This window comes from Longimicrobium terrae, assembly GCF_014202995.1.
In the GTDB taxonomy this organism is placed as follows: Bacteria; Gemmatimonadota; Gemmatimonadetes; order Longimicrobiales; family Longimicrobiaceae; genus Longimicrobium; species Longimicrobium terrae.
Genome location: NZ_JACHIA010000034.1, coordinates 1 through 23,160, shown reverse-complemented (window position 1 = coordinate 23,160; position 23,160 = coordinate 1). Strand labels below are relative to the sequence as shown.

Annotated in this window: 17 protein-coding genes; 9 read left to right on the top strand and 8 right to left on the bottom strand. The window is 69.5% G+C overall.

What is annotated here, in order from left to right:
* Positions 1-164: 164 nt before the first annotated feature.
* The 6 genes from HNQ61_RS27465 to HNQ61_RS27440 all read right to left on the bottom strand — a co-directional run bounded on the left by HNQ61_RS27465 (position 165) and on the right by HNQ61_RS27440 (position 8,150).
* Positions 165-725: a DUF2867 domain-containing protein gene (locus HNQ61_RS27465; protein WP_170033640.1), complete on the bottom strand. Its 561-nt coding sequence runs from the start codon at positions 723-725 to the stop codon at positions 165-167.
* The gene (locus HNQ61_RS27460; RefSeq protein ID WP_170033638.1) at positions 719-1,024 is read right to left on the bottom strand and encodes a helix-hairpin-helix domain-containing protein; all 306 of its coding nucleotides are present in this window, start codon (positions 1,022-1,024) and stop codon (positions 719-721) included. The genes HNQ61_RS27465 and HNQ61_RS27460 overlap by 7 nt, the downstream gene beginning before the upstream one ends.
* Before the next feature lie 329 nt (positions 1,025-1,353).
* Positions 1,354-2,721: a Na+/H+ antiporter NhaA gene (nhaA, locus tag HNQ61_RS27455; protein WP_170033636.1), complete on the bottom strand. Its 1,368-nt coding sequence runs from the start codon at positions 2,719-2,721 to the stop codon at positions 1,354-1,356.
* Positions 2,722-2,920: 199 nt separating this feature from the next.
* Positions 2,921-3,574, bottom strand: coding sequence for a M23 family metallopeptidase (locus tag HNQ61_RS27450; protein WP_170033634.1), 654 nt, complete (start codon positions 3,572-3,574; stop codon positions 2,921-2,923).
* Between the two features lie 417 nt (positions 3,575-3,991).
* A complete protein-coding gene (locus HNQ61_RS27445) occupies positions 3,992-6,262 on the bottom strand; it encodes a putative bifunctional diguanylate cyclase/phosphodiesterase (protein WP_170033632.1) in 2,271 nt (756 codons plus the stop codon).
* 118 nt (positions 6,263-6,380) lie between these two features.
* The gene (locus HNQ61_RS27440) at positions 6,381-8,150 is read right to left on the bottom strand and encodes a M28 family peptidase (RefSeq protein ID WP_170033630.1); all 1,770 of its coding nucleotides are present in this window, start codon (positions 8,148-8,150) and stop codon (positions 6,381-6,383) included.
* A 217-nt stretch (positions 8,151-8,367) separates the two neighbouring features.
* Here HNQ61_RS27440 and HNQ61_RS27435 point away from each other — a divergent pair, with 217 nt between their 5' ends.
* On the top strand, positions 8,368-8,784 hold the full coding sequence (locus tag HNQ61_RS27435; RefSeq protein ID WP_170033628.1) for a hypothetical protein: 417 nt from the start codon (positions 8,368-8,370) through the stop codon (positions 8,782-8,784).
* Positions 8,785-9,713: 929 nt separating this feature from the next.
* Here the strand turns inward: HNQ61_RS27435 and HNQ61_RS27430 are convergent.
* Entirely contained in the window at positions 9,714-10,718 is a 1,005-nt protein-coding gene (locus HNQ61_RS27430; protein ID WP_170033626.1) for a deoxyhypusine synthase family protein, read from the bottom strand.
* A 436-nt stretch (positions 10,719-11,154) separates the two neighbouring features.
* On the opposite strand from HNQ61_RS27430, the gene HNQ61_RS27425 reads away from it, so the two are divergent.
* The 7 genes from HNQ61_RS27425 to HNQ61_RS27395 all read left to right on the top strand — a co-directional run bounded on the left by HNQ61_RS27425 (position 11,155) and on the right by HNQ61_RS27395 (position 20,854).
* Positions 11,155-11,394, top strand: coding sequence for a hypothetical protein (locus tag HNQ61_RS27425; protein ID WP_170033624.1), 240 nt, complete (start codon positions 11,155-11,157; stop codon positions 11,392-11,394).
* A gap of 139 nt (positions 11,395-11,533) precedes the next feature.
* Positions 11,534-12,964 (top strand): class II fumarate hydratase, encoded by a 1,431-nt coding sequence (locus HNQ61_RS27420; RefSeq protein ID WP_205761371.1) that lies wholly within the window; start codon positions 11,534-11,536, stop codon positions 12,962-12,964.
* Between the two features lie 258 nt (positions 12,965-13,222).
* Entirely contained in the window at positions 13,223-14,743 is a 1,521-nt protein-coding gene (locus HNQ61_RS27415; RefSeq protein ID WP_170033622.1) for a multicopper oxidase family protein, read from the top strand.
* Between the two features lie 846 nt (positions 14,744-15,589).
* The gene (locus HNQ61_RS27410) at positions 15,590-16,441 is read left to right on the top strand and encodes a tryptophan 2,3-dioxygenase family protein (protein WP_170033620.1); all 852 of its coding nucleotides are present in this window, start codon (positions 15,590-15,592) and stop codon (positions 16,439-16,441) included.
* Between the two features lie 188 nt (positions 16,442-16,629).
* Positions 16,630-18,399, top strand: coding sequence for a methyl-accepting chemotaxis protein (locus HNQ61_RS29025; protein ID WP_170033618.1), 1,770 nt, complete (start codon positions 16,630-16,632; stop codon positions 18,397-18,399).
* A gap of 135 nt (positions 18,400-18,534) precedes the next feature.
* The gene (locus tag HNQ61_RS27400; protein ID WP_170033616.1) at positions 18,535-19,320 is read left to right on the top strand and encodes an MBL fold metallo-hydrolase; all 786 of its coding nucleotides are present in this window, start codon (positions 18,535-18,537) and stop codon (positions 19,318-19,320) included.
* Between the two features lie 295 nt (positions 19,321-19,615).
* Positions 19,616-20,854, top strand: coding sequence for an ISH6 family transposase (locus HNQ61_RS27395; RefSeq protein WP_170033614.1), 1,239 nt, complete (start codon positions 19,616-19,618; stop codon positions 20,852-20,854).
* A 277-nt stretch (positions 20,855-21,131) separates the two neighbouring features.
* Here HNQ61_RS27395 and HNQ61_RS27390 read toward each other — a convergent pair whose 3' ends face one another.
* Entirely contained in the window at positions 21,132-22,307 is a 1,176-nt protein-coding gene (locus HNQ61_RS27390; RefSeq protein ID WP_170033612.1) for a M20 metallopeptidase family protein, read from the bottom strand.
* Between the two features lie 229 nt (positions 22,308-22,536).
* Between HNQ61_RS27390 and HNQ61_RS27385 the strand changes: the two genes are divergently transcribed.
* Positions 22,537-22,929 carry a response regulator gene (locus tag HNQ61_RS27385; RefSeq protein ID WP_170033610.1) on the top strand — a complete coding sequence of 131 codons (393 nt, stop codon included), beginning with the start codon at positions 22,537-22,539 and terminating at the stop codon, positions 22,927-22,929.
* Positions 22,930-23,160 lie beyond the last annotated feature (231 nt).

The window sequence follows — 23,160 nt, the reverse complement described above, 5'->3', positions numbered from 1 at the left end:
GACCCCCGCGGCCTCCGCGTGAGATGCCGTTTCACCCTTTCCCGCCAACCGCCGCCCGCTCCGCGCGACCAATCTTCTGCGGCCCCCGCGTTCCTCCGCCACCCCCGCGCTCCCCCGCGCGAAACACACACTCCGCCCCGGGAGAAATCCGGCGATTCCGCGCCTCAGCCCGGATCGCGCTCCGCGGCCCGGCGGACCGCGCGCAGCATGTCGCGGCGGATCAATCCGCTGAACGGGCCCACGACGCGCCAGTAGCGGCCGAACGACCGGCGCGCCGCATCGTCCGTGCAGCGCACGCGCGTCTCGGTGACCACCAGCGACCCGCGCTCAGCGGGGAGCACGGTGAAGTTCCACGCCGCCACCGCCATCCCCGGCTCGCGGAACGAGCGGAACGCATCGGCCTCCACGCGGCGGATGTCTCCGGCCGGCTTCCAGAACCGCCCCGTAAGGCCCAGGACGATCTCGCGCGGCGCGTCCTCCGCCAGCAGCACGAAGCCGGCGCGCAGCAGCGCATCCAGCGCGGGACGCGATTCGTCATCCACCAGACCGCGCCTGCCCGCCAGCCGCGCGGGAATGGAGCGCAGGGCGAACAGGGTGCGCGTGATCCATCCGCCGCCGCCCTCCAGCCCCCGCACCGCCGCGTACGCCCGCTGCGGCGACGCATTCACCCGCAGCGCGTGGCGTTCCGAGAAGTCCGCCGCGGGGAGAAAATCGTCGATCAGCACGCGCCTGCCCGGCCGGGCTGGTAGGCGGCGCCATCGTCCTTCCACGACCACCAGAGCAGCAGATCTGCATCGTGCTCCGGCTCCGACGCGAAGTAGACGGCGCAGCGGAACACGTACAGCACGCAGCGGTCCTGGTGCACGCCCGTCATTTCGCTGAGCCGCTCGTACATGGCCACCGGATCGGCGCCGCGCAGCGACTGGATGGAGGGAAAGCCCAGCAGCCGCAGGTCCGCCGCCAGGCTGGGGCCCACGCCGGGAATCCGCTGCAGTTCGTCTCGATGCGCGCTCTTGGAGGGCATGCCAACCTTTCGGGGGGATCGCGTGTCTAAGTGGATGTACGCGGGGGGCGAAACCTTTCGCCCGCACGCCGCGTACGAAAGATCGCGGGGCGCGGAAGTTCATCTTCCGCTAATGCAGGTGATGAAACTCCGCGGCGGTTGATGCGGTAGTAGTACGCAGAACGAGGCCCGACACGGGATCGAGAATGCCGACCTGACCCCCACCTTCGCTTATGGCGTCCTCCGGGTGGGCACGGCTGAGAACCGATGAAAAGGCAGTTCTGCGAGAGCCGGTGAGGAAGTGAGAAACGCGAAGGGGCCCGCCAGCACGATGGCGGGCCCCTCGCATTTCATCGTTCCGCCTCGCGCCGCTCGATGGTCGCCGGCAGCCTGCGCAGCGCCAGCCATCCCAGAATGCCGGCCACGAACGAGGCCACGAAGATCCCCAGCTTGGCGTCCTCGTTGAACTCCGGGTGCTGCGGAAACGCGAGCGCGCTGATGAACAGCGACATCGTGAACCCGATCCCGCCCAGCAGCGACACGCCGCGGATGGCGCTCCAGTCGGCGCCATAGGGGAGTTCCGCCAGGCGCATCCGCACGGAAAGCCAGGCAAAGAGCGAAATCCCGATCGGCTTGCCCACGATCAGCCCCAGCATCACGCCCAGCGTAACCGGCTCGCGAAAGGCGGCCAGCACGTTGCCGCTGATGTGCACGCCCGCGTTGGCCAGTGCGAACAGGGGGATGATGCCGAACGCCACCCAGTAGTGCAGTTCGTGCTCGATGCGCTGCAGCGGCGCCTGCGCGGCCTCGCAGGCGTTTTCCATCTCCTGCACGGCCTCCTGCTGCCCCTTGTTGGTCAGCACGCTGGGGCCTTCTTCGCCCTCCGCCTCGAAGTGGTCCAGCACCTTGCGGCCCCGGTCCAGAAACTCCTGCGTGTCGATGCGCGTGCGCGCGGGAATCGTCATGGCCAGCAGCACGCCGGCGACCGTGGCGTGCACGCCGCTGAGCAGAAAGGCCACCCACAGCACCGCGCCCGCCATCACATAGGTCAGGGGACTGCGCGCGCCCAGCCGGTTGAGGATCACGAGGATGACGAGGACGACCCCGCCGATTCCCAGCGCCGCCCAGTTGATGCTGGCCGTGTAGAAGAGGGCGATCACCAGCACCGCGCCCAGGTCGTCCACGATGGCCAGCGCGGCGAGAAACACCTTGAGCGACAGGGGAACGCGCGGGCCCATGAGCGCCAGCACTCCCAGCGCGAAGGCGATGTCCGTGGCCATGGGGATTCCCCATCCCCGCGTTCCGGTGCCGCCCATGTTGACGGCGGCAAAGATCAGCGCCGGCACCACCATTCCCCCCAGCGCCGCGGCAATGGGGAGCGCGGCGCGCTTGGCGGAGGCCAGTTCGCCCACCAGAAACTCGCGCTTGATCTCCAGCCCCACCAGAAAGAAGAAGACGGCCATCAGCCCGTCGTTCACCCAGTGGTGCAGCGCGTACGAAAGCTCCTGGCCGCCGAAGCGAAAGGTGAGCGGCGTTTCCCAGAAGGTGTGGTACGCCTCGCGCCACGGCGAGTTGGCCGCGATGATGGCCACCAGCGTGCACGCGATCAGCACGATTCCCCCCGCCGACTCCGCGTGCGCAAAGCGGACGAACGGCGACAGGATGCGCTGGATGCGGGCGGGGCGAAGGGGAGGAAGAACGTGATTCTGCGTGGCCATCGTATCCCTGAAGCCGGTCCCGGATTGACTGGGGGCGACGAACCTAACCGCCGTGCGCGCGCAATCCAACCCTGCTGGCGCGCCACTCTGGATGGGAGATCCCGGATGAGCCGCGGCGCGCCGTCATCCGCCCGAAAAAGCCCCGCCGGACACATCCGGCGAGGCTTTTTTTCTGCACTGCGTTCGCGGCGGATGCGCGTCAGCGGTCGCGCGCCACGGGGGTGCGGACCCGCGCAGCGGAGCCGGCCAGCAGCGGATACGGGTTCACGTTCTCGCTTTCCCAGTAGCGCTCGGGATTGCTGAGGCGGCCCACGGAAAAGTGCAGGTGATAGTTGCCGGCCCCCGCGTTTCCCGTGTCGCCCACGTAGGCGATGATCTCGCCGCAGCGGATGCGCTGCCCTTCGCGGATGCCGGCCGCGTAGCGCTGCAGATGGGCGTAGTAGTACAGCGTGCGCCCGTCATCGCCGAACTGGTAGATGGTGATGCCGCCCAGTCCGCCGGTGCGCAGCCGGTGCACCGTGCCGTCCGCCGCCGCCACCACCGGCGAGCCCGCCGGCGCCATGATGTCGATGGCGTGGTGGGTGCGGCCGCCGGAGCGCGCGTCGGCGTACGTGTCCGCAAGCTGCGCGGGACGGATTCCGCGCACGGGAATCAGCAGCGACGCGCCGGGGGCCAGTTCGCCCGCGGCCAGCGGCTCGGCGGGAATGACGATTTCCGGGCGCGGCGCCGGGCGCGTGTTGCGGCTGGCGGTTTCCGGCGCGGCGCCGATGGCGACCGTGCAGGCGTTCAGAGAAAGCGCGGCGGCCAGCGCCAGAACGCCCGGAAGGGCGCGGTGCATGGGGCGGATGGACATGGCGCGGAGATGGATCCAGGGGTGAAGCGGCCGTCATTCCGGGGGAACGGCGGCGGGGAAAGCACATGCAACGGGGATATGGTGCGGCCCGTGACGGGGCATATTGCCGTCATGGCTGCAGTGTGCGCAAGAGTTTCGTGCGGGGAACGGCAGGGAATAGGGAATGGGGAATAGGGAATAGGTGAACAGATACGGGGGATTCAGCTTGATGTTACGCCAGAAGGAACGCGCCGCGGGCGTGGAGAGAGAAGCGATAAGCTGAAACGGAAGCAGAAGATCAAGGAGATCTTCCGCTTCCGTTTTCTCTGCTGCTCTGCTGCTCTGCGTGAGATCCCGTCCGTCGATCCCCTGCAGTTCCCCCGCGCCCCTCCGCCACCCCCGCGTCCTCCGCGTGAAACGGTGTAAGGGCCGGCCCCGCTACCAGCTCGGCTCCGTATCGAACAGCGCCTCGATCTGGTCCGCCGGAACCGGGCGCGAAAAGAAGTAGCCCTGCCCGTATTCGCACCGTAGCGTGCGCAGTTCCGCCAGAAGCTCGGGACTTTCGATCCCCTCCGTGACCACGGCCACGCCCAGCGCGTGCGCCATGGCCACGATGGTCCGCACCATCTGCAGGCTGCCGCCGCCCTCGCCGCCCGCCACGAACGAGCGGTCGATCTTGAGCGCGTCCATCGGCAGGCGGTGCAGGTAGCTGAGCGACGAATATCCGGTGCCGAAATCGTCGATGTGCAGCTGTACCCCCAGCCGCTTGAGCCGGGCCAGCGTATCCATGACGGCCGCCGTGTTGTGCAGAATCACGCTTTCGGTGATCTCCAGCTCCAGCGTGTGCGGCGCGATCCCCGTCCGCCGCAGCGCCGCCTCCACCCGCTGCACCAGGTTGCGCGCCGTGAACTGCCGCGCGGACAGGTTGACGGCCATCCGCAGCTCCGCGCCGCCCGGCCGCGCCTGCCACCGCCGCAGCGTATCGCACGCCTCGTCCAGCACCCAGAGCCCGATGGGGACAATGAGCCCCGTCTCCTCCGCCAGCGGGACGAAGTCGTCCGGCATGATCAGCCCGCGCTCCGGGTGCTCCCACCGCGCCAGCGCCTCGAACCCCGCGATGCGCCCCGTGTCCAGCCGCACGATGGGCTGGTAGAAGACGCGCAGTTCGTCGCGCTCGAGCGCGCGGCGCAGGTCCGTTTCCAGCTGCAGCCGCGCCATGGCTTCGGCGTGCATGGCGGGATCGAACACCTGGTATTGGCCGTCGCCCGCCTCGCGCGCCCGCATCATCGCCATCCCCGCATCGCGCAGGGCGTCTTCCGGGCGGCGGTACTCCGATCCGCCCATCACGATGCCGATGCTGGCGCCGGTGTACACGTCCCGCCCGCCCAGCGAGAACGGCTCCGCCAGCGTTCCGCGCACGCACTTGGCGACGTGCGTGGCCTCCTTCATCCCCACCACTTCGTCGATCAGCACGGCGAACTGATCCGGCCCCACGTGCGCGATCATCGCCTCGGGGGGCACGCACTCGCGCAGCCGCTCCGCCGCGGCGCGCAGCAGGTCTTCCACCCCCGCGCGCCCCAGCGTGTCGCCCACCAGCTGAATGCGGTCCAGTTCGATGGCGAGAAGGGCGAAGCCGCGAGGCCCGCGCAGGGCGTGCTCCACCGCCAGCTCCAGCCGGTGCGTCAGCAGGCCGCGGTTGGGAAAGCCGGTGACGGGATCGTAGAAGGCGTTGCGGAGAAGTTCGTGCTCCAGCTGCTTGCGGTGGGTGAGGTCCTCGCAGCAGGTCACCAGCGCCACGGGGCGGCCCGCGGCGTCGCGCACCACGTCGCTGCGCAGCATCACCGGGAAGGTCGTTCCGTCCTTGCGTACGTTGACGGCTTCGCGGCTCCAACTGCTGACGTCCGGCAGGGTTTCCGGGCGCAGCGGGCGGGCATGCTCCGCGGGGGCGAAGATGCGGGCGGAGCGGCCCACCAACTCTTCGCTGGTGTAGCCGTGCATGCGCGCGTCCGCCGGGTTGCTGTACAGAATGCGCCCGTTCACCCCGGTGATGGTGACGCCCACCTGCATCGTCTCCACCGCCTTCTTGAGCATGCGCAGGCTTACCCCGCTGCGCGCGCTCCGCGTGGCCGCGGCGATGGCCTGGTCCACCGCGGAGGGCCCGTCCTCCGCGGACAGCAGAAGGGTCGCGAAGCCGGCCAGCGACGAAAGCAGGTCCGCCTCCTCCGCCGTCCACGCGCGCGGGCGTCCGTCCGCCACGCACAGCGCCCCGGCGATGCGCCCGTCCGCGCCGGCGAACGGTACGCCGGCGTATCCCACTTCGCCCAGCCACACGCCGGGATCCGCCAGCACGGCGGGGTGCAGCCGCGCGTCCTCCAGCAGCAGCGGCGCGCCGCCGTGCACCGCCACGCCGCACAGCGAGCGCGACAGCGGGGCCTCGCGCCGGGCGCGCCATTCCTCCCCGGGCGAGCCGGCCGCCAGCGGCGCGCGCCCGTCCACCAGGCTCACCACCGACACGGGAACGCTCAGCAGCCGCGCGGCAAAGGTGGCCAGGCGGCGGAAGCCATCGTCGGGGGTGTCGGCGGAGAGCAGCGCGGCGAACCGGGGTGCGCCGGGCGCGTGCGGAAGCATCACGGACGAGGCGGTCGCGGGGAGCGTGGCCGTGCGTGCCCCGCGCGGATCGCGGGCGCCCGGCCGGGCGGGACTGTCCATTCAGGGCAATAGACGAGAAACGTAACACCCCGTCACCTGCATCGGAATGGGTAGCAGATGAAAATGGCGCCCGCCCCGGAGATCCGGAGCGGGCGCCGTTCATCCACCGAACCTGCCGCTACTGGCGGCAGGGGGCGTTGGGGTCCTGCCGCGGGCCGTCCACCACCAGCCGCGCCGGGCGGTTGGCGACTTCCGTGGCGATGTCGTGCAGGAACGAGCCCACGCGCGCCATGTGCTCGTAGTCAATGTACTGCGGCTCATCCGTCACCATGTGGTAGTGCGGATGGTAGCCCAGGGAGAAGTAGGTGATGGGAATGCCGTGGCGCGCGTACATGAAGTGGTCGCTGCGGCAGTAGCGGTTGGCGGGATGGCCCGCGGCGTCCCAGCTGTAGTCGATCTGCATGGGGTTGGGGCGGCGCGCGTTCAGCGCGTCGATCAGGTCGCCCAGCTGCGTCGAAAGCCGGCGCGAGCCGATCATCTGCAGCGAGTACGGCCCGCCGTTGCCCACTTCCGACGCGCGGCCGTGGCCCACCATGTCCATGTTGAGCACGGTGACGATGCTGTCGCGCGGCACCGTGGGGTGGTCGCTGAACCACTGCGATCCCAGCAGGCCGCTTTCTTCCGCCGTGTGGGAGATGAAGAGGATGGAGCGGCGCGGGCGGGTGCCGCTGGCGGCCATGCGCTGCGCGATCTCCATCAGCGTCACCGTGCCCGATCCGTCGTCGTCCGCGCCGTTGTAGATGCTGTCGCGGCGGGCCGGGTGCAGCGCCGACATGGAGTCGCGGAGCGCGCGGATGCGGGTGGCCTGCGCGGCATTGGGGGTGCCGGGCTGGTCGTTGGCGCCCTGCGGCCGCATGACGGTGTTGTAGGCGATCAGCGAGTCATGGTCCACCGGGCGGTCGGCGTAGCCCTCGTGGTCGTTGTGCGCGCTGATCCCCACGTACTGCCCGCGCAGCGCCGGGTCGGAGCCGCGCAGGATGGCCACCACGTTGCGCGCCGGCGCGTCGGTGGGCCGGGGCGCGTAGTCGAAGCTGGCGTTCACCCGCGCGCGGCCGGCGGCGCCGGGCTGCAGCCCGTCCAGCGGCGCGCCCAGCATGCGCTCGGCGACGGCGCGCGTCACCAGCACGCCGCCGGGGCCGGTGGAGGGGATCTGCGACGGATCGGTCAGCCCGGCCTGCTGCGCCATGGGCAGGTTGCGGATTCCCTGCGGGCTCACGTCCAGCGAGGCGACCACCACGGCCGCGGCGCTCGGCAGCGAGGGCTGCGGGGCGAGCCAGATGCGGTAGTTGGGCTGCCCGCCCTGCACCGGCGGAAGCATGACCACCACCTTGCCGGCGGCCTGCCGGTCGGTGATCATCGCGCCGCCCAGCGTGCCGCCAAACACCACCTGGGCGTTCTGCGCGCGCAGCCGCGGCGCGTATCCGAAGCGGCCCTGCGTGTAGGGAAGCGGCACCCAGTCGGCGCCCACGCGCAGCGCGGCGCCGTCCACCGTCATGGCCGCGCCGTCGCCCAGCCGGGTGACGGCCAGCGGGATGGTCTGAAAGAAGGTGCCGTTCTGGCCCGCGGGCTCCAGCCCCATGCGCTGGAACTCGGCGGCGATGTAGTCCGTCCCCTTCTTGTTGCCGATGTGCCCCGCCTGGCGGCCCATCATGCTGTCGTCGGCCAGCACGTACAGGCGGCTCATCAGGTCGCCCGGGGTGATGTCGGCCACGGTGGGGCGCGCCGTGTACTTGAGCGGGAGCATGGCTTCCGCCGCCGCGGCGGGGCTGGCGGCGGGCGCGGGCGCCGACGCCGAGGGGTCCTGCATGGGTGCGGGCGCGCATGCCTGCGCGGCCGCGAGCGCGGCCAGGGCGGGAAGCCCGCGCGCGATGCTGCGATGAAAGTTCAAGGGGCGTGCTCCCTCGGGACGGTTTCCGGGATGATGGGGATCAGCGGCGAAGATACAGCCGCGTTCCCGCGCGGCAAGGCGCAGGCTCCCCGCGGGCCCCGGCATACCCGTCCGCCCCCGTCAAATGTTCCCATCAACACTCTTTTCCCGCGGCGCGGCGCGCGGTATGCTGCCACAGGTGCGGGTCTCGCCGTCCCCTCCCTCCGGAGTCTGTCTCATGCGATCGATTTTCGCGGTGCTCGCCCTTGGTGCCGCGCTCGCGGCCTGCGCGGGCAACCCGTCCAGCGATTCCCGGCCGGCCCGCCACGGCGGCGCGCGCCTGATCGCCGTGGAAGAGGTGGAGGCCAGCACCGCGTCCAGCGCGTACGATCTGATCCAGCAGCTGCGGCCGCGCTGGCTGTACGTAACCACGGGGCCCACCACGTTCGGCCAGGAGCCGGGCATCGTGGTCTACGTCAACGAGATGCGGATGGGCGGGCTCGCCAACCTGCGCGAGCTGGACACCAACTCCATCCATCACATCGCGTTCATGGATGCCAACGAGGCCACGGCGCGCTTCGGCCTCAACCACACCCACGGCGCCATCTCCGTCACGCTCAAGGTCGGCGCGCCGTACCGGTCCGGCGGCAACTAGCACGGCGCGACGTCCTTGCGGTCGGCAACATCCCGTCCGCGCCGCGATCCGCGTAGTCCCGATCGTGCCGCGGTCGGCGTCATCTGACCGCCTCGCGCGATCGGCTCATTCCGGCTGTCCCGCGATCCTGGTCGTCCGCGCCCTGTCGTAATCCGTCTCACCCCGTCCGCCGCATCGGTGGGTGCGGGCGGGCGATGATGCCCGGCGCCCGCGCTGACCACCTGATCGCGTCTTTTCAGCGGGACTCCGCCGCACACGTCAGGTCGCGGCACGATGCGGATGATCCGCCCGATTCGCGGACTGCCGCTCTGCGCAGACTTCTACCGACGCGATCAGGCAGGAGCATCCGTCTGCCATCACGCCACCTCCTGCGTCTCCACCTCCCGACCTTCCGCCACCGATCGACCTGCGCCCCCCACCAAGCCCGCCGCCGCAGTCCGCGAAGGCGGATTTCGTGCTTTTCCAGCGGTGAATTCATTCGCTCCTGGAAGGCGGCCGCGCGTAGCCCATCGAAACTACGACCAACCTTCCCCACAGTCCGCGCAGGCGGACTTCGCGCCGTTGTTGCCGCGACTTCAGTCGCCCCGGCCCCACCACCCAGCCCGCCCGCGCCCCGACCTCCCTCCCCGAAACAATGCGGATGGCCTCGGCACGAGCGCGGCCATCGGCACCGCCCGCCATCTCCGCTCAGTTTCTGCAGCGCAGGCATCGCCCCCAACGCAGCACTCCCCGCGGACGGCGATCCTCAGCCATCCGCGGGGAGTTTTCTGTGCCCGCCGCGCGCCGTAGTTCATCCAGCAGACGAACGTCGCTCAGCCCAGGAACGACGGTCGGCCGATGAACGGCGATCATCGATAAGATGATCGAGCGATGGAGGACGACCGAACGGGATGGATACCGATCCGCCGCCGTCCATCCTTATCCGCCAATCACCATCCCAGCACGCACGCGAACACCAGCGGCGCCACGATGGACGCGTCCGATTCGATCACGTAGCGCGGTGTATCCACCCCCAGCTTGCCCCACGTGATCTTTTCGTTCGGCACCGCGCCGGAGTACGAGCCGTACGACGTGGTGCTGTCGCTGATCTGGCAGAAGTAGCCCCACAGCGGCACTTCCGGCCGCTGCAGATCCTGGTGCAGCATGGGCACCACGCAGATGGGAAAATCGCCCGCGATCCCCCCGCCGATCTGAAAGAAGCCGATGGACGCGTCCGGCGCCGTCTCCTGATACCAGTCCGCCAGGCTGATCATGTACTCGATCCCCGTGCGCACCGTGTGCACGTTCTTTACGTCACCGCTGATGCAGTGGCCCGCGTACATGTTGCCCAGCGTGCTGTCCTCCCACCCGGGCACGAACATGGGGAGATCGGCTTCCGCCGCGGCCAGCAGCCACGAATCGCGCGGATCGATCTGGTACGACGACTCCAGCGCGCCGCTCCGCAGAATGCGGTACATGAACTCGTGCGGAAACAGGCGCTCGCCGCGCGCGTCCGCCGCCATCCACTCCTGCAGAACGACGGCTTCGATGCGCCGCATGGCCTCCATTTCCGGGATGCACGTGTCCGTCACCCGGTTCATGTGCCGCTCCAGCAGCGCCTGCTCGTCCGCCGCGCTCAGTTCGCGGTAGTTGGGGACCCGCTCGTAGTGGTCGTGCGCCACCAGGTTGAAGACGTCTTCCTCCAGGTTGGCGCCGGTGCAGGAGATGGCGTGCACCTTTCCCTGGCGGATCATTTCCGCCAGCGAAATGCCCAGCTCCGCCGTGCTCATGGCGCCGGCCAGCGTCACCAGCATGCGGCCGCCGTTATCCAGATGGCGCGTCCATCCCTGCGCCGCGTCCACGACGACGGCGGAGTTGAAGTGGCGAAAGTGGCGGTGGATGAAGCCGGAAACGGCGCCGGTGGCGGCGGGCGGGGCGGAATTCGAGAGGGTCATGCGCGTGCGCTCCACGTCCGATGGAATGCGCGCACGTGGCTCCCGGACGCAGAACGAGCCACGGCGGGCGCCCTACGGTGCACGCGGAACGCGCGACACCGCCATCGGGAACACCAGGTGGCTCGAAGCGCCAAGTTTATCCGCAAGGCTTGGCATCGTCAACGGCATGGGTGCTGGAGGACGATGATTCAGAGGCTCGTCGCCGGGCACTCGCTTCCGCCACCCGCGCCTGAAACGTCCCGGCGCTGGCGCCCTGTGATCGTCGCAAAGCGGCCACAGGAATGCCTTGAGCTGCGTTCGATTCGCAGTCAGATTGGATGAGGACCACTCATCTTTCCGGTAGCGGGCTGACGGCAGAACGCGCCCGGCCGCGGAAGCTAGGCACCGATGCGGCAAAGGCCGCCGAGGGCATCTGCACCTCAAGGAGAAACCTTCGATGACGCACAACGTCTCCGATCCGCCCGAGCCCCGGCCTGCCACCCTGGTCGGGCATCTGGCGACCCGCGTCCGCCGCATCGTTCACGCGCTGCCGCTGTGGCGCGCCGCGCCGTCCCTGCACGACGGCCGCCTCCGGCTCGCCGCGAGCCCCGGGTTCATCGCCTCGCTTACACCCGCGCAGAGGCAGGCACTGCGCGAGTACCGCGGCCCGGAAGTGCTGGGCGCGCCGCGCGCCTGAGAATCGGTCCGCTGCAGACAGGGGCCCCGCCGCACGCCGGCGGGGCCCCTTTCGTTTTCCGCGGGCGCACTCGTTGCGCTCCTCCGGCGCGGGCCGCATCTTGCCCGCCGCAGCAGCCTGACCAACCCCGTACGACCGCATGAACATGACGGATACGAGCAACCGGGCCTTCCGCACCGAACGCGACTCGCTCGGCGAAATGCAGGTTCCCGCCGAGGCGCTGTACGGCCCGCAGACGCAGCGCGCGGTGGAAAACTTTCCCATCAGCGGGATCCGCTTTCCGCGCCGCTTCATCCACGCGCTGGGCACCATCAAGAAGTCGTGCGCGCGCGCCAACAACCAGATGGGCTGGCTGGACCAGAACATCACGGACGCCATCGCCAGGGCGGCCGACGAGGTGATCGCCGGCGGGCTGGACCCCGAGTTCGTGCTCGACATCTTTCAGACGGGCAGCGGCACCTCGAGCAACATGAACACCAACGAGGTGATCGGCTCGCGCGCCACGGCCATCCTCGGCTCCAAGGTGCATCCCAACGACCACGTCAACATGGGGCAGAGCTCCAACGACGTGATCCCCACGGCCATGCACGTGTCCGCGCGCGTCGCCATCCACTCGGACCTGATCCCGGCGCTGGAGCGGCTGCGCGACGCCCTGCTGGCCAAGGCGGCCGAGTTCGACGACGTGATGAAGAGCGGCCGCACGCACCTGATGGACGCCACCCCGGTGCGCCTGGGCCAGGAGTTCGGTGGGTACGCGTCGCAGCTGGAGCACGGCATCCGCCGCCTGCGCAACGCGTCCGAAGAGCTGTCGGAACTGGCGCTGGGCGGCACCGCGGTGGGCACGGGCACCAATGCGCACCCGGACTTTCCGCCGCTGGCCATCCGCTACATCAGCGAAGACACCGGGCTGGTGTTTCGCGAGGCGGATAATCACTTCGAGGCGCAGGGGGCCAAGGACGCCTTTGTCAGCGCGTCGGGCGCGCTCAACACGCTGGCCGTGTCGCTGATGAAGATCGCCAACGACATCCGCTGGCTGGCGAGCGGGCCCACGTCGGGCCTGGCGGAAATATCGCTTCCCGCGGTGCAGCCCGGCTCGTCCATCATGCCCGGCAAGGTGAACCCGGTGATGAGCGAGGCCATGATGATGGTCTGTGCGCAGGTGCAGGGGAATCACACCACCGTCACCGTGGGCGGGCAGCACGGCAACTTTGAGCTGAACGTGATGATGCCGGTGATGGCCAACGCGTTCCTGCAGTCGGTGTCCATTCTGGCCAGCGCCTGCGACGCGTTCCGCACCCGCGCGGTGGACGGCATCAAGGCCAACCGCGACCGCTGCCGCGACCTTCTGGAAAAGAACCCCGCGATCGCCACGGCGCTCAACGCGTACATCGGCTACGACGAGGCGGCGGCCGTCGCCAAGGAGTCGGCCAAGAACTTCGAGTCGGTGCGCGACGTGGTAAAGCGCCGCGGCCTGCTGAGCGACGACCAGCTGGAAGAGGTGATGAACGTGCGCGGGATGACGGAGCCCGGCATCCCCGGCGGCGGTGCTCCCGGCGGCGGCGCGGGGTGATCGCCTTCTCCTGATCTGTATCGTCCGGCAGTTGAAAGCGGCCGGCGGATTCTCCAGTCCGCCGGCCGCTTCGTTTTGGTCGATGTGTCACAGCACTGCTGAGGCAGGATGGCGTTGCAGTTTATCCGAGAAAGTCATATTTTACGCCGTTTCGTGGATTGTAGTTCGGCGCCTCACGCCGGAGATGAATCACGCAGCCTGCCACGAAGCCTCCTTCAGCGGTCCCCACAGCCACACCCTTTGATCCATCGGATGAACATGCGACGACTTATCGTTCACGCCGCGGCATCGCTGCTCGCGGCCGGGATGCTGGCCACGCACGCCGCGGCGCAGCACGCCCCCACGTTGCGCGCCGTGAGCATTCCCCCGACCTGCCAGCCCGTGGCCGATCCGGTGCGGGTTCCGGTGCAGGGCGCCACTCTGCGCATGGCGCCCGCCACGTACCGCATCGGCAGCCGCACGTACGAAACGAACGTGTACAACGGGCAGTTCGTGGCCCCCACGCTGGTCATGAAGGCAGGCGACCAGTTTCGCCTGTCGGTGGTGAATGCCATGCGCGCCACCACCAGCCAGACGGATTCCATGGTCAACTGGACCAACTTTCACACGCACGGCCTGGTGGTCACGCCCAGCCCAGACAGCGGCGACAACGTGACGCACGTCCGCATTCCGAACGGCGGAACGCGGCGCCCGTACCACTTTCCGGTGCCGTCGTACCACACCGAGGGAATGTTCTGGTACCATCCGCATCCGCACGGCATTACCGGGCCGCAGGTGGCCGGCGGGCTGAGCGGGGCGCTGCTGGTGGGCTCCATCCTCAAGTACTTTCCGCAGTACCGCGGCGTGCGCGAGCGGACGCTGCTGGTGCGCGACATGTCCTTCAGCTTTGCCGACACCACGCGCTTCAACATCAACGGCAGCACCTGCGCCGCCTTTCCCATCGCGCCGGGCGAACAGCAGCTGTGGCACATCGGCAACTTCGGCGCGAACGAGTTCATCAACCTGAAGCTGCAGGGCCGGCGGTGGATTCTGCTGGCGCTTGATGGCAACCCGCTGGCGCAGGCCACGCCGGTGGATTCGCTGTACCTGCCGCCCGGCAGCCGCGCCGAGGTGATCGTGACCGGGCCGGCGGCCGGCGAGCGCGTTGGGCTGGTGACGGCGCGCGTCTTTCCCGACACGACCTCGTCCGTGGTTCCGCTGGGATACCTGATCGGCACGCCCTCGGCTTCGGCGCGCATGGTGGCCGAGGAGGCGCCCGCGGGGCTCGACAAGTCGGTCGTGGATACGCTGCGTTTCCTTACGCAGGCCACGGACGTGCAGCGCGAGACCTTTCGCTACTCGTTTCCGGACGGCGGCGGCGCGGCCATCAACGACACGCTGTACGAGCCCAATCACCTGCCCGTCTCCATGCCCTGGGGGCAGGTGCAGGAGTGGACGATCATCAACGAAACGCAGTTCCTGCACACGTTTCACATCCACCAGACCGACTTTGCGGTGCTGACGGTGAACGGGCGGCCGGCCAACGAGGGGCGCCTGCGCGACAACATCCCCATCGGCGTGCACCGCAACGCGCAGGGCCAGACGGTGGGCGACACGGTGGTGATCCGCTTTGTGTTCGAGCCGATCGCGGCGGGGCCGTTCGTGTTTCACTGCCACGTGCTGCAGCACGAGGATGAGGGGATGATGCACAACGTCTGCGTGTACGATCCTCGCGACCCCAATGGACGGCAGAAGTGCAACTCCATGTTCTCCAGCCAGCCCAGCCACGCCGGCCACTGAGCATCGGCGGATGAACGGCCGGAGAAGCCTCGCGGTGCACCGTGGAGCTTCTCCGGCCCGACAGCACGGAAACCGCGGCGTGGGCGATGAGGCCCGCGCGGAGCCGACGGATCGCGAGAAATGAATCCGCCGTGACACGGGGAACCTCGCCGGATTCTCGCATGGCAGTGAGACGTCATCCGCAGGACAAACGCGCAGCGGTGTCGGGTGGGGGATGAGTCCCGCGCTGCGCCGCCGAAATCGCGAGCGGATGATTCCCACCGTGGCGTGGGGAAGTTCGACGGGGATCATCGCATCAGCCGCGATGATCCCGGAAAGAGCACAGCGGTACGGGGTGGAAGATGAGGCCCGGGCGGCGCCGCAATCTCGAGAGCGAATGAATCCGCCGCTCAGACAGCGGTAAGCCCCGACACCGGCTGCTGGCGCATCCGGTTCGGGGCTTCAACTGCACGGGACCCGAGCGGGGACGGTGTCCAGTCTGCGCAGGCGGACTTCGTGTGTTTCCAGGCGCGGTTTCAACCGCCGGGCGGAAGCCTGCAGGTGCGCCGCGGACGTATCGACACGCCACACTGGGGTGTGCTCCCTCTCCCACATCTGTTCGTGGGAGAGGGTCGTCGTGCGCAGCACGCGGGGTGAGGGCCACCCAGTCGGCCGCTCGCATGGACCTGTCCCCTCGCGCTGAATCCCCCGTTTGTCCAGAGGTTCCCGGGCGAACGGCCGGTCATGGGCGCACCCGCCGCATGCGCCGATCCGCCGGTCATCGGCCGGGCCGCTTTCCCGCGCGGCGCCGGAAGGGCAGATTGAGAGAACGAGACCGTTCGATCGACCGCGCCCAATCCCATCGTCATGACCGCGTCCACCACCATGCTGCCCTGCGGCCACACTGTCCGCGACACCGCGCAGACGCACTACTGCACCTACCTGCACCTGCCGCAGCTGCTGTCGCTGCAGCCGGACGGGGAGGCGGCGCGGCACCCGGACGAGCACCTGTTCGTGGTGACGCACCAGAGCTTTGAACTCTGGTTCGCGCAGCTGCGCACGGACCTGCCGCGCGTCATCGCCGCGCTGGACGCCGATGACCTGGGGATGGCCACCTGGCTGATGGGGCGCTGCACCGCCGTCGTGCGCATGTTCACGCCCATGATGCGCGTGCTGGAAACCATGACGCTGGGCGGCTTCTACTCGTTCCGCCACCACCTGGTCCCCGCCAGCGGCGGCGAAAGCGGGCAGTGGCACGAGGTGGAAATCCTGTCGGGCGCGCGCGAGCCGGAGTTTCGCCGCTACCTGGAATCGGAAATCAACCCCGACCCGCGCCACGGCCCGCACTCGCGCCTGTGGACCCCCGCGCTGGCGGCGCTGTGGGATGCGCCCTCCGTGCGCACCGCGGCCGAGGCGGCCTTCGCGCGGCGCGGCGCGGACCCGGCGGACGCGTACGCCGCCAGCCACGGCACCGGCGAGCAGTGGGACCTGGTGCACCTGGCCGAGGCGCTGCTGGAGTACGACGAAGAGGTCCGCATGTGGCGCTTTGTCCACGCGCGCACCGCGGAGCGCACGTTGGGGCCGGATGTGCACGGCACCGCCAACAGCTCCGGCGTGCGCTTTCTGGAGCACATGGCCACGCACCGCGAATCGTTCTTTCCCTTTCTGTGGCGGGCCCGCGGCACGCTGTGGGACCGCATGCAGCCCGCGCAGGGCTGAGCCGTCTCCGCGTCCGCGGGTGACGAGCGTCGCCCAGCGCTCCGGAGCAGCGCGCGAATCGTGCAGATCCCGGCGGGTTCTCACCCTTCTCCCGGCGTTGCCTTTCTGCTACAATTGATGTCTCAGGATTGCATCATGTTGTAGCCGTTTCCCCGCTGGGGAAACGAACACCCATGTGGCTCGAAAGAATGGACCAGACGATTCGGGGCGGGCTGGTTTCGCTCGCCGGGATTTCCGTCGTGCGCGACGAGGCGGATGGTGATCACGGGCTGCTGGAGGCGGGCTACCGCACCGCCGATCGCGTGCTGCGCAACCTGCTGGTGGCGCACCTGGTCCTGATCTTTGCGCTGGTCCCCCTTCGCGGCACGCTGCGCGAAGCGATCCTGTGGGGCGGCGGCACGGTGGCCGTGGGCTGGTTCGTGGCGTGGCGCTGGGAGGGAAGCGTGGCCGCGCGGCTGACGCTGGCCGCGGCGCTGCAGACCATTTCCATGCTGATCATCCACCAGACCGGCGGGATGATCGAGATGCACTTTCACATCTTCGCCATCCTCGCCTTTACGCTGCTGTACCGCGACTGGCGCGTTCCGGTCGTGGGCGCCGCGGTGACGGCGGTCTACCACGCGGTGTTCCACATGATGCAGATGTCCGGTTCCGGCATCCGCATCTTTCAGGACCACCAGGGATGGGGGATCGTGGCCGTCCACGCCGGCTGGGTGGTGTTCGAGGTGGCGGTGCTGGTGTACATCGCGCGCATCCTGGAGCAGGAGACGCGCGCGGCCGAGCGGCTGGTGACGCTGGCGGGGCGGCTGGGCCAGGGCGACCTCACGGCGCGTGCGGAGCACGGCGGCGGCGCGGTGGGCGACGCGGTGGCGGCGGTGAACAACGGCACGCAGCGGCTGTCCGACGCGGTGCAGGGCGTGCGCAACCGCGCGCACGAGGTGTCGGAGGTGGCGCAGACCTTCAACGCCGCGGCGGACCACGTGACGTCGGCGGCGGAAGACGTGGCGCGCTCGCTGAGCGAAGTGGCGGCCAGCTCTCAGGAGCAGGCGCTGAACACGCAGCGCATGGCCAGCACGCTGGGTGAAATGGCGCGCTCCATCGGCAGCGTGGCGCGCCGGTCGGAGGCCGTGTCCGCCGCCTCGCAGCGCGCCTCCACGGTGGCGCGCGACGGTTCGCGGGTCATCGAGGGCGCGGTGGGCGGGCTGGACCGCATCCGCAGCACGGTGGTGAACGCCGCGGAGCAGATCGGCGAGCTGGGCGCGCGGTCCGAGCAGATCAGCCGCATCACCCGTTCGATTACGGACATCGCTGAGCAGACCAACCTGCTGGCGCTGAACGCGGCCATCGAAGCGGCCCGCGCGGGCGAGCACGGGCGCGGCTTCGCGGTGGTGGCGGATGAGGTGCGCAAGCTGGCCACGCGCTCCGGCACCTCCGCCGCCGAAGCGGCCGACATCATCCGCGAAGTGCAGCAGCTGACCACGCGCGCGGTGGAGACGATGGAGCGCGGCACGGCCGAGGTGAAGCAGGGCGCGGCGCTGGCCAACGACGCGGGCGCGGCGCTGCGCGAGATCGTTTCGGTGGTGGACCAGACGGTGCGGGACGTGGGTGCGATTTCGCAGGAGGCCGACGGCATGGCCCGGGCGAGCCGCGCGGCGCTCACCAGCGTGGGCGTGGACCCGGCCGAGGTGGAAGCCGGCTCGGAAGACGCCATGGACGCGCTGGTCACCCTGTCCAGGCTGAACGCCGCCGCCGCGGAAAACGCCGCCGCCGCCGTGGAAGAGATCAACGCCTCCATGCAGGAGATGAGCGCCTCCGCGGAGGAACTGTCGCAGATCGCCACGGAGCTGCAGGCGGACGTGGGCCGGTTCCGCACGCAGGACGGCGGGGACGCGGAGATGGAAGAGCCCGCGCCGCCGCTGGCCGCCGTCGCGGGAGGGCCCGCCGCCTGGGCCGCCTGATCACGGACGTCGCGGAGGGATGACGGGCGGGGCACGGCTATTCGCCGTGCCCCGCTCGCGTTTTCGGCGGCGAACCTCCGGGATGCGCGCCGGGTATCCGAAGCCGTCATCCACGTCTCCAGCCGCTTCCTCGTCATGCGCCGGATCGCCCGCCTGCTCACGCTCCTTGCCCTTCCGCTTGCCGCCGCCGGGTGCACCATGCACCTGAACGCGGTGGAGGGCCCCGCGTCCATCGCCATCCCCACCTCGTACCCGTGGGAAAGCACTATCTACGCGGTGCGGACGGAAAGCGGCGTGCTGCTGGTGGACCTGGGATGGACCGGCGCCGCGCGGCCGCTGCGGCGCGGGCTGGCACGCATCGGCGCCCGGCCGGAGGACGTGACGGACGTGTTCGTCACGCACAGCCACCGCGACCACATCGGGGCGTGGCGCGCGGTGCAGCAGGCGCGCTTTCACGTGGGGGCGAGCGAGCGGGCCATGCTGGAAAGCCTGAAGGAGCACGCAGACCTGCCGTCGCGTGCGGGCGACCTTGTGCTCGGCAATCCCGCGCCGTGGCCGGGCGAGGTGAACGTCCATTCCTTTTCCGCCGACACCGTGATGGTCATCGGTGGCGATACAGTGCGGGCGTTCCTGAATCCCGGGCACACGGCGGGGAGCGCGTCGTACCTGATCCGCGGCGTGCTGTACGTGGGGGATGCCGTGTACCGGTCGTACGTTACCGGCTATCGTCCCGCGTCGCACATCTTTACCGCCGATCACGCGCAGAGCCGCGCCAGCCTGGTGTCGCTCTTCGACCGGGTGCGGCCGTACTCGCCGGCCTGGGTGTGCACCGCGCACGGCAAGTGCGCGCGCCCCGACGAGCGCTTCATCCGCAAAGTCCTCGGCGACGCCTTTCCCGACACGGCTCCCGCGCCGAACTGACCGCCGCCGCCCCTCACCTGCCGCCACCGTCCGCACGGAGGGACGCTCCGCCCCTTTCCCGCGCCGAACCCGGCCGCCCCGCGCCGGCCGACGCGCCGTGCTCCGTCGAAGCGAACCGAAGCCTGCCCCACAGTCCGCCTGCGCGGACTGCGGCGGACACCTCGGTGTGATCGACGGAGTGCATCGCGGCCGCCGCCCGGGAGCGAATGAATTGATAGCGTAGCGTTATGTTGACAACGGGGTGAAAAAAGAGCATGAGGCACCGAACCCCATCACGCGAGAAGGGAGGCGCCTCATGCTCACGCTGGAAACCAGTATCCAGCTGTCGTGGAACGTAACCGTGTCTGCCACCGGGATCAACGACCTAGCGAACGGGCTGCCCCGCATCGGCCGGGAGCTCGCCCTGGGGGCTGCGGCCAGGATCGTGGAGCAGGCTCAGGAGGAGCACCTGGAGCGGGTCTTCGCGGGTGAGGCGGAGATCGTCTGCCACCGGTGCGGTGTGGTACATGTGGGTCCGGACGCCAGACTCGGGGCCCGTGGCTGTCGCCGGCGGAAGCTGCGCATCAGTTCCGGCGTGCTGTGCTTCGCGCTGCGGCAGGTCACGTGTCGCGAGTGCGGCAGAACGTGGAGTCCGTACGCGGAACTGCTCGGCATCAGGCCACGCCAGCGCATCGCCGAGGAACTGGAGCGCAAGCTGGTCGAGGCCGTCACGAACCAGTCGTACGGGAAGACCTGCTCGCTGGCGAAGACGTGGCTGGGCAGCAGCGTCTCGCCACGCACGCTGCACCGCTGCGTACAGGCGCGCGGCGAGAAGGTCGTCTTCACCCCGGCCCCTGGCTGCAAGGTGGCGATGGCGGATGGGACCAAGGTGCCCGCGGGGAAGAGCCGGTATGGCACCGACGTGCGGATTGCATTCCAGATCCTGGGCCGCTGCACGGAGAACGGGCGCCCCCGTGTCCGCAAGCGGATCGCGGGCTGGTCCATCGGGCCGGTCGGCTGGTCGGAGGCGCTGCCTGCCGGGATCGCGTCCGACGTGATCGTGACGGACCGGGAGGCCGGGATCCCGGAAGTCCTTGCCCGCCAGCATCCGGGCGTGCGCCACCAGCTCTGCGAGTGGCACATGGGACACACGTCGAAGCACCTGATGGCGCTGGACCACGTACCCGTCGCGGAGCGCAAGGAGCGGGTGCAGGAACTCAACGCCATCCTGTGGAGCCTGGACCCGCCGGCGGTGAAGCAGCTGCGCTTCGAGGCATTCTGGCAGGCGTTGCCGCACCGCCGCGCAAAGGCGATGCTGCGGGATTCAGGGAGCCGCATCCTGTACGACGAACCCTCTGCCGCGCGGACCACGAGCCTGGCCGAGCGGGAGATGCGGGAGGTAAACCGCAGGACCGACGTCGGTGTGCTGTGGAGCACGAAGGGCGTGAACAACATGCTCAAGCTGCGGCACGCCCTGCGGCTCAATCCGGATGACTTCGATCGCGTCTGGCTCCCTGTCCAGCCGATCACTTTCCACCCGGTGCCTCATGCCTGATGTCAACAAAAGGCCTTGCTATCGATTCATTCGCTCAGGGATAGGCTGGATAGGCGGCCGCGCCCCGACTTGCCGATGCGAACGGCACTGTCCCCTACAGTCCGCGCAGGCGGACTTCGCGCCGTTGTTGCCGCGACTTCAGTCGCCCCCGCGTGAGTTGGAGGCAAGAAAACTCAGGTGACGGCAGCGGGGATGGATGACGAGAAAAAAGCCCGGCCTCCGCTCTGTGCGGAAGCCGGGCTTCTGTCATCGATCCATCCATCAATGCCGACGCGGATCAGCTTGCCAATCCGCCCTTGAGCACGCGGAGGGCAGCCGCCTCCAGCACGTCCACGCCCACGGGCATGCAGCTTTCGCACAGGTCGAAGTGCGCGGAATGGTGCGGGTGAATCATCCCGCGCTCCTCGTTGCGCCCGCCCACAAAGAAGTAGCACCCCGGCACCTGCTCCAGCACGTCGCCAAAGTCCTCCGCCGCCATCGTGCGCACGTCCGGATCGGTGCGCACGCGCTCCGCGCCCACGATGCGCTCCGCCTCCACCCGCACGATTTCCGCCAGCCGGCGGTCGTTGACGGTGGGCGTGGCCTCCTTGCGGTACTGGAAGTCGTAGGTGGCGCCCAGGGCAGCGCACACGCCGGCGATCACCCCTTCCACGCGCCCGGGAAGCTCGTCCAGCAGCGTGGGATCGAACGCGCGGAGGGTGCCCACCAGTTCCGCGGTGGCGGCGATCACGTTGTGCGCCGTGCCGGCGTGAAACGATCCCACGGTCACCACGGCGGGTTCCAGCGGCGACACCGTTCGCGACACCACCGTCTGCAGCGCCACCACGCACTGGCTGGCGATCATCAGCGCGTCGACCGTCTCGTGCGGAATGGCGCCGTGGCCGCCGCGGCCGTGGATGGTGACGTGGAACTCGCCCGCCCCCGCCATCTGCGGCCCCTGCACCACGCCCACGATGCCGCTGGGCAGTCCCAGCCACACGTGCAGCCCCAGCGCCGCGTCCACCCCGTCCAGCACGCCCGCGTCGATCATCCCCACGGCGCCGCCCAGCCCCTCTTCCGCGGGCTGAAACATGTACTTCACCGTACCGCCCCACTCGCCGCGCGACCGCGCCAGCCGCTCGGCCACGGCCAGCCCGATGGCCACGTGCGCGTCGTGCCCGCAGGCGTGCATGACGCCTTCGGTGCCGCTGGGGAAGTCGTGCGTGGTCTGCTCGTGAATGGGGAGCGCGTCCATGTCGGCGCGCAGCAGCAGCGTGGGGCCGGTGCCGGCGCCGCCGTGCAGCGTGCCCACCACGCCGGTGCCCGCGAGCCCGGTCTGCACCTTGTACCCCGCCGCGCGCAGGCGCTCGGCGGCGATGCCGGCGGTGCGGTGCTCCTGAAATCCCAGCTCGGGGTGGCGGTGCAGGTCGCGCCGGGTGCGGACCAGCAGTTCGGTTTCGTCGGCGACGGTCATCAGCGCTCTGCGTCGGATTGGGCGTTCGGAACCCGGCGGCGCCGTGCTGCCGGTGGGCGGAAAGGATAGCCACAACGCGGCATCCCGGGCAAATCGCCACCCCGCTTTTCCGCCCGGGTGAACCGAATGGGCGCGGTGTGGTACTACATACGTCAATCCGGGCCTGCCACGCTTCTTGCACGGGCGGAGGCGACCGGAGAAGTACCCCGTATACGACAGGCCCGACATCATGAGTTCCCCGACTGTGCTCCTCGTGGAAGACAACGAGGACAATCGTACTATCTATACGACCATCCTTCGCCATGTGGGCATCGACGTCATCGAGGCCGCCAACGGCGAGGACGGCATTCGTCTCGCGCGTGAGCGGAGGCCCGCGGTGATCCTGATGGACGTCGCCATGCCGGGGATCGACGGCTGGGAGGCCACGCGCCGCCTGAAGGCCGACATGGAAACCGCGCACATTCCCGTGATCGCGCTCACCGCGCACGCCATGGCCGAGGACCGCCAGCGCGCCGCGGAGGCCGGGTGCGAGGGGTACCTGGCCAAGCCCATCGAGCCGCGCCGCGTGGTTGAGGAAGTGCGCAAGATGCTGGACCGGCTCGCCGCGGCCGCCGCGCAGTAGCCGCGCGCCGTACCGTCCGGAAGCCCCGCCGATCATTGATCGGCGGGGCTTTTCTGTTCCGGTGCGGGTGGTTCGGTGCGGGTTGCGGAGCCCGGGGCGGCCCCCACCCGGGCCGGCACCACCGGCCCACCCTCCCCCAAAAAAGACTGGGGGAGGGTCACTAGTGTCCGGCTAAACTTCAGCTGAAGGTGCCGCAAGCTGATTCCACACAGTGGGTTGCAGCGACAATCT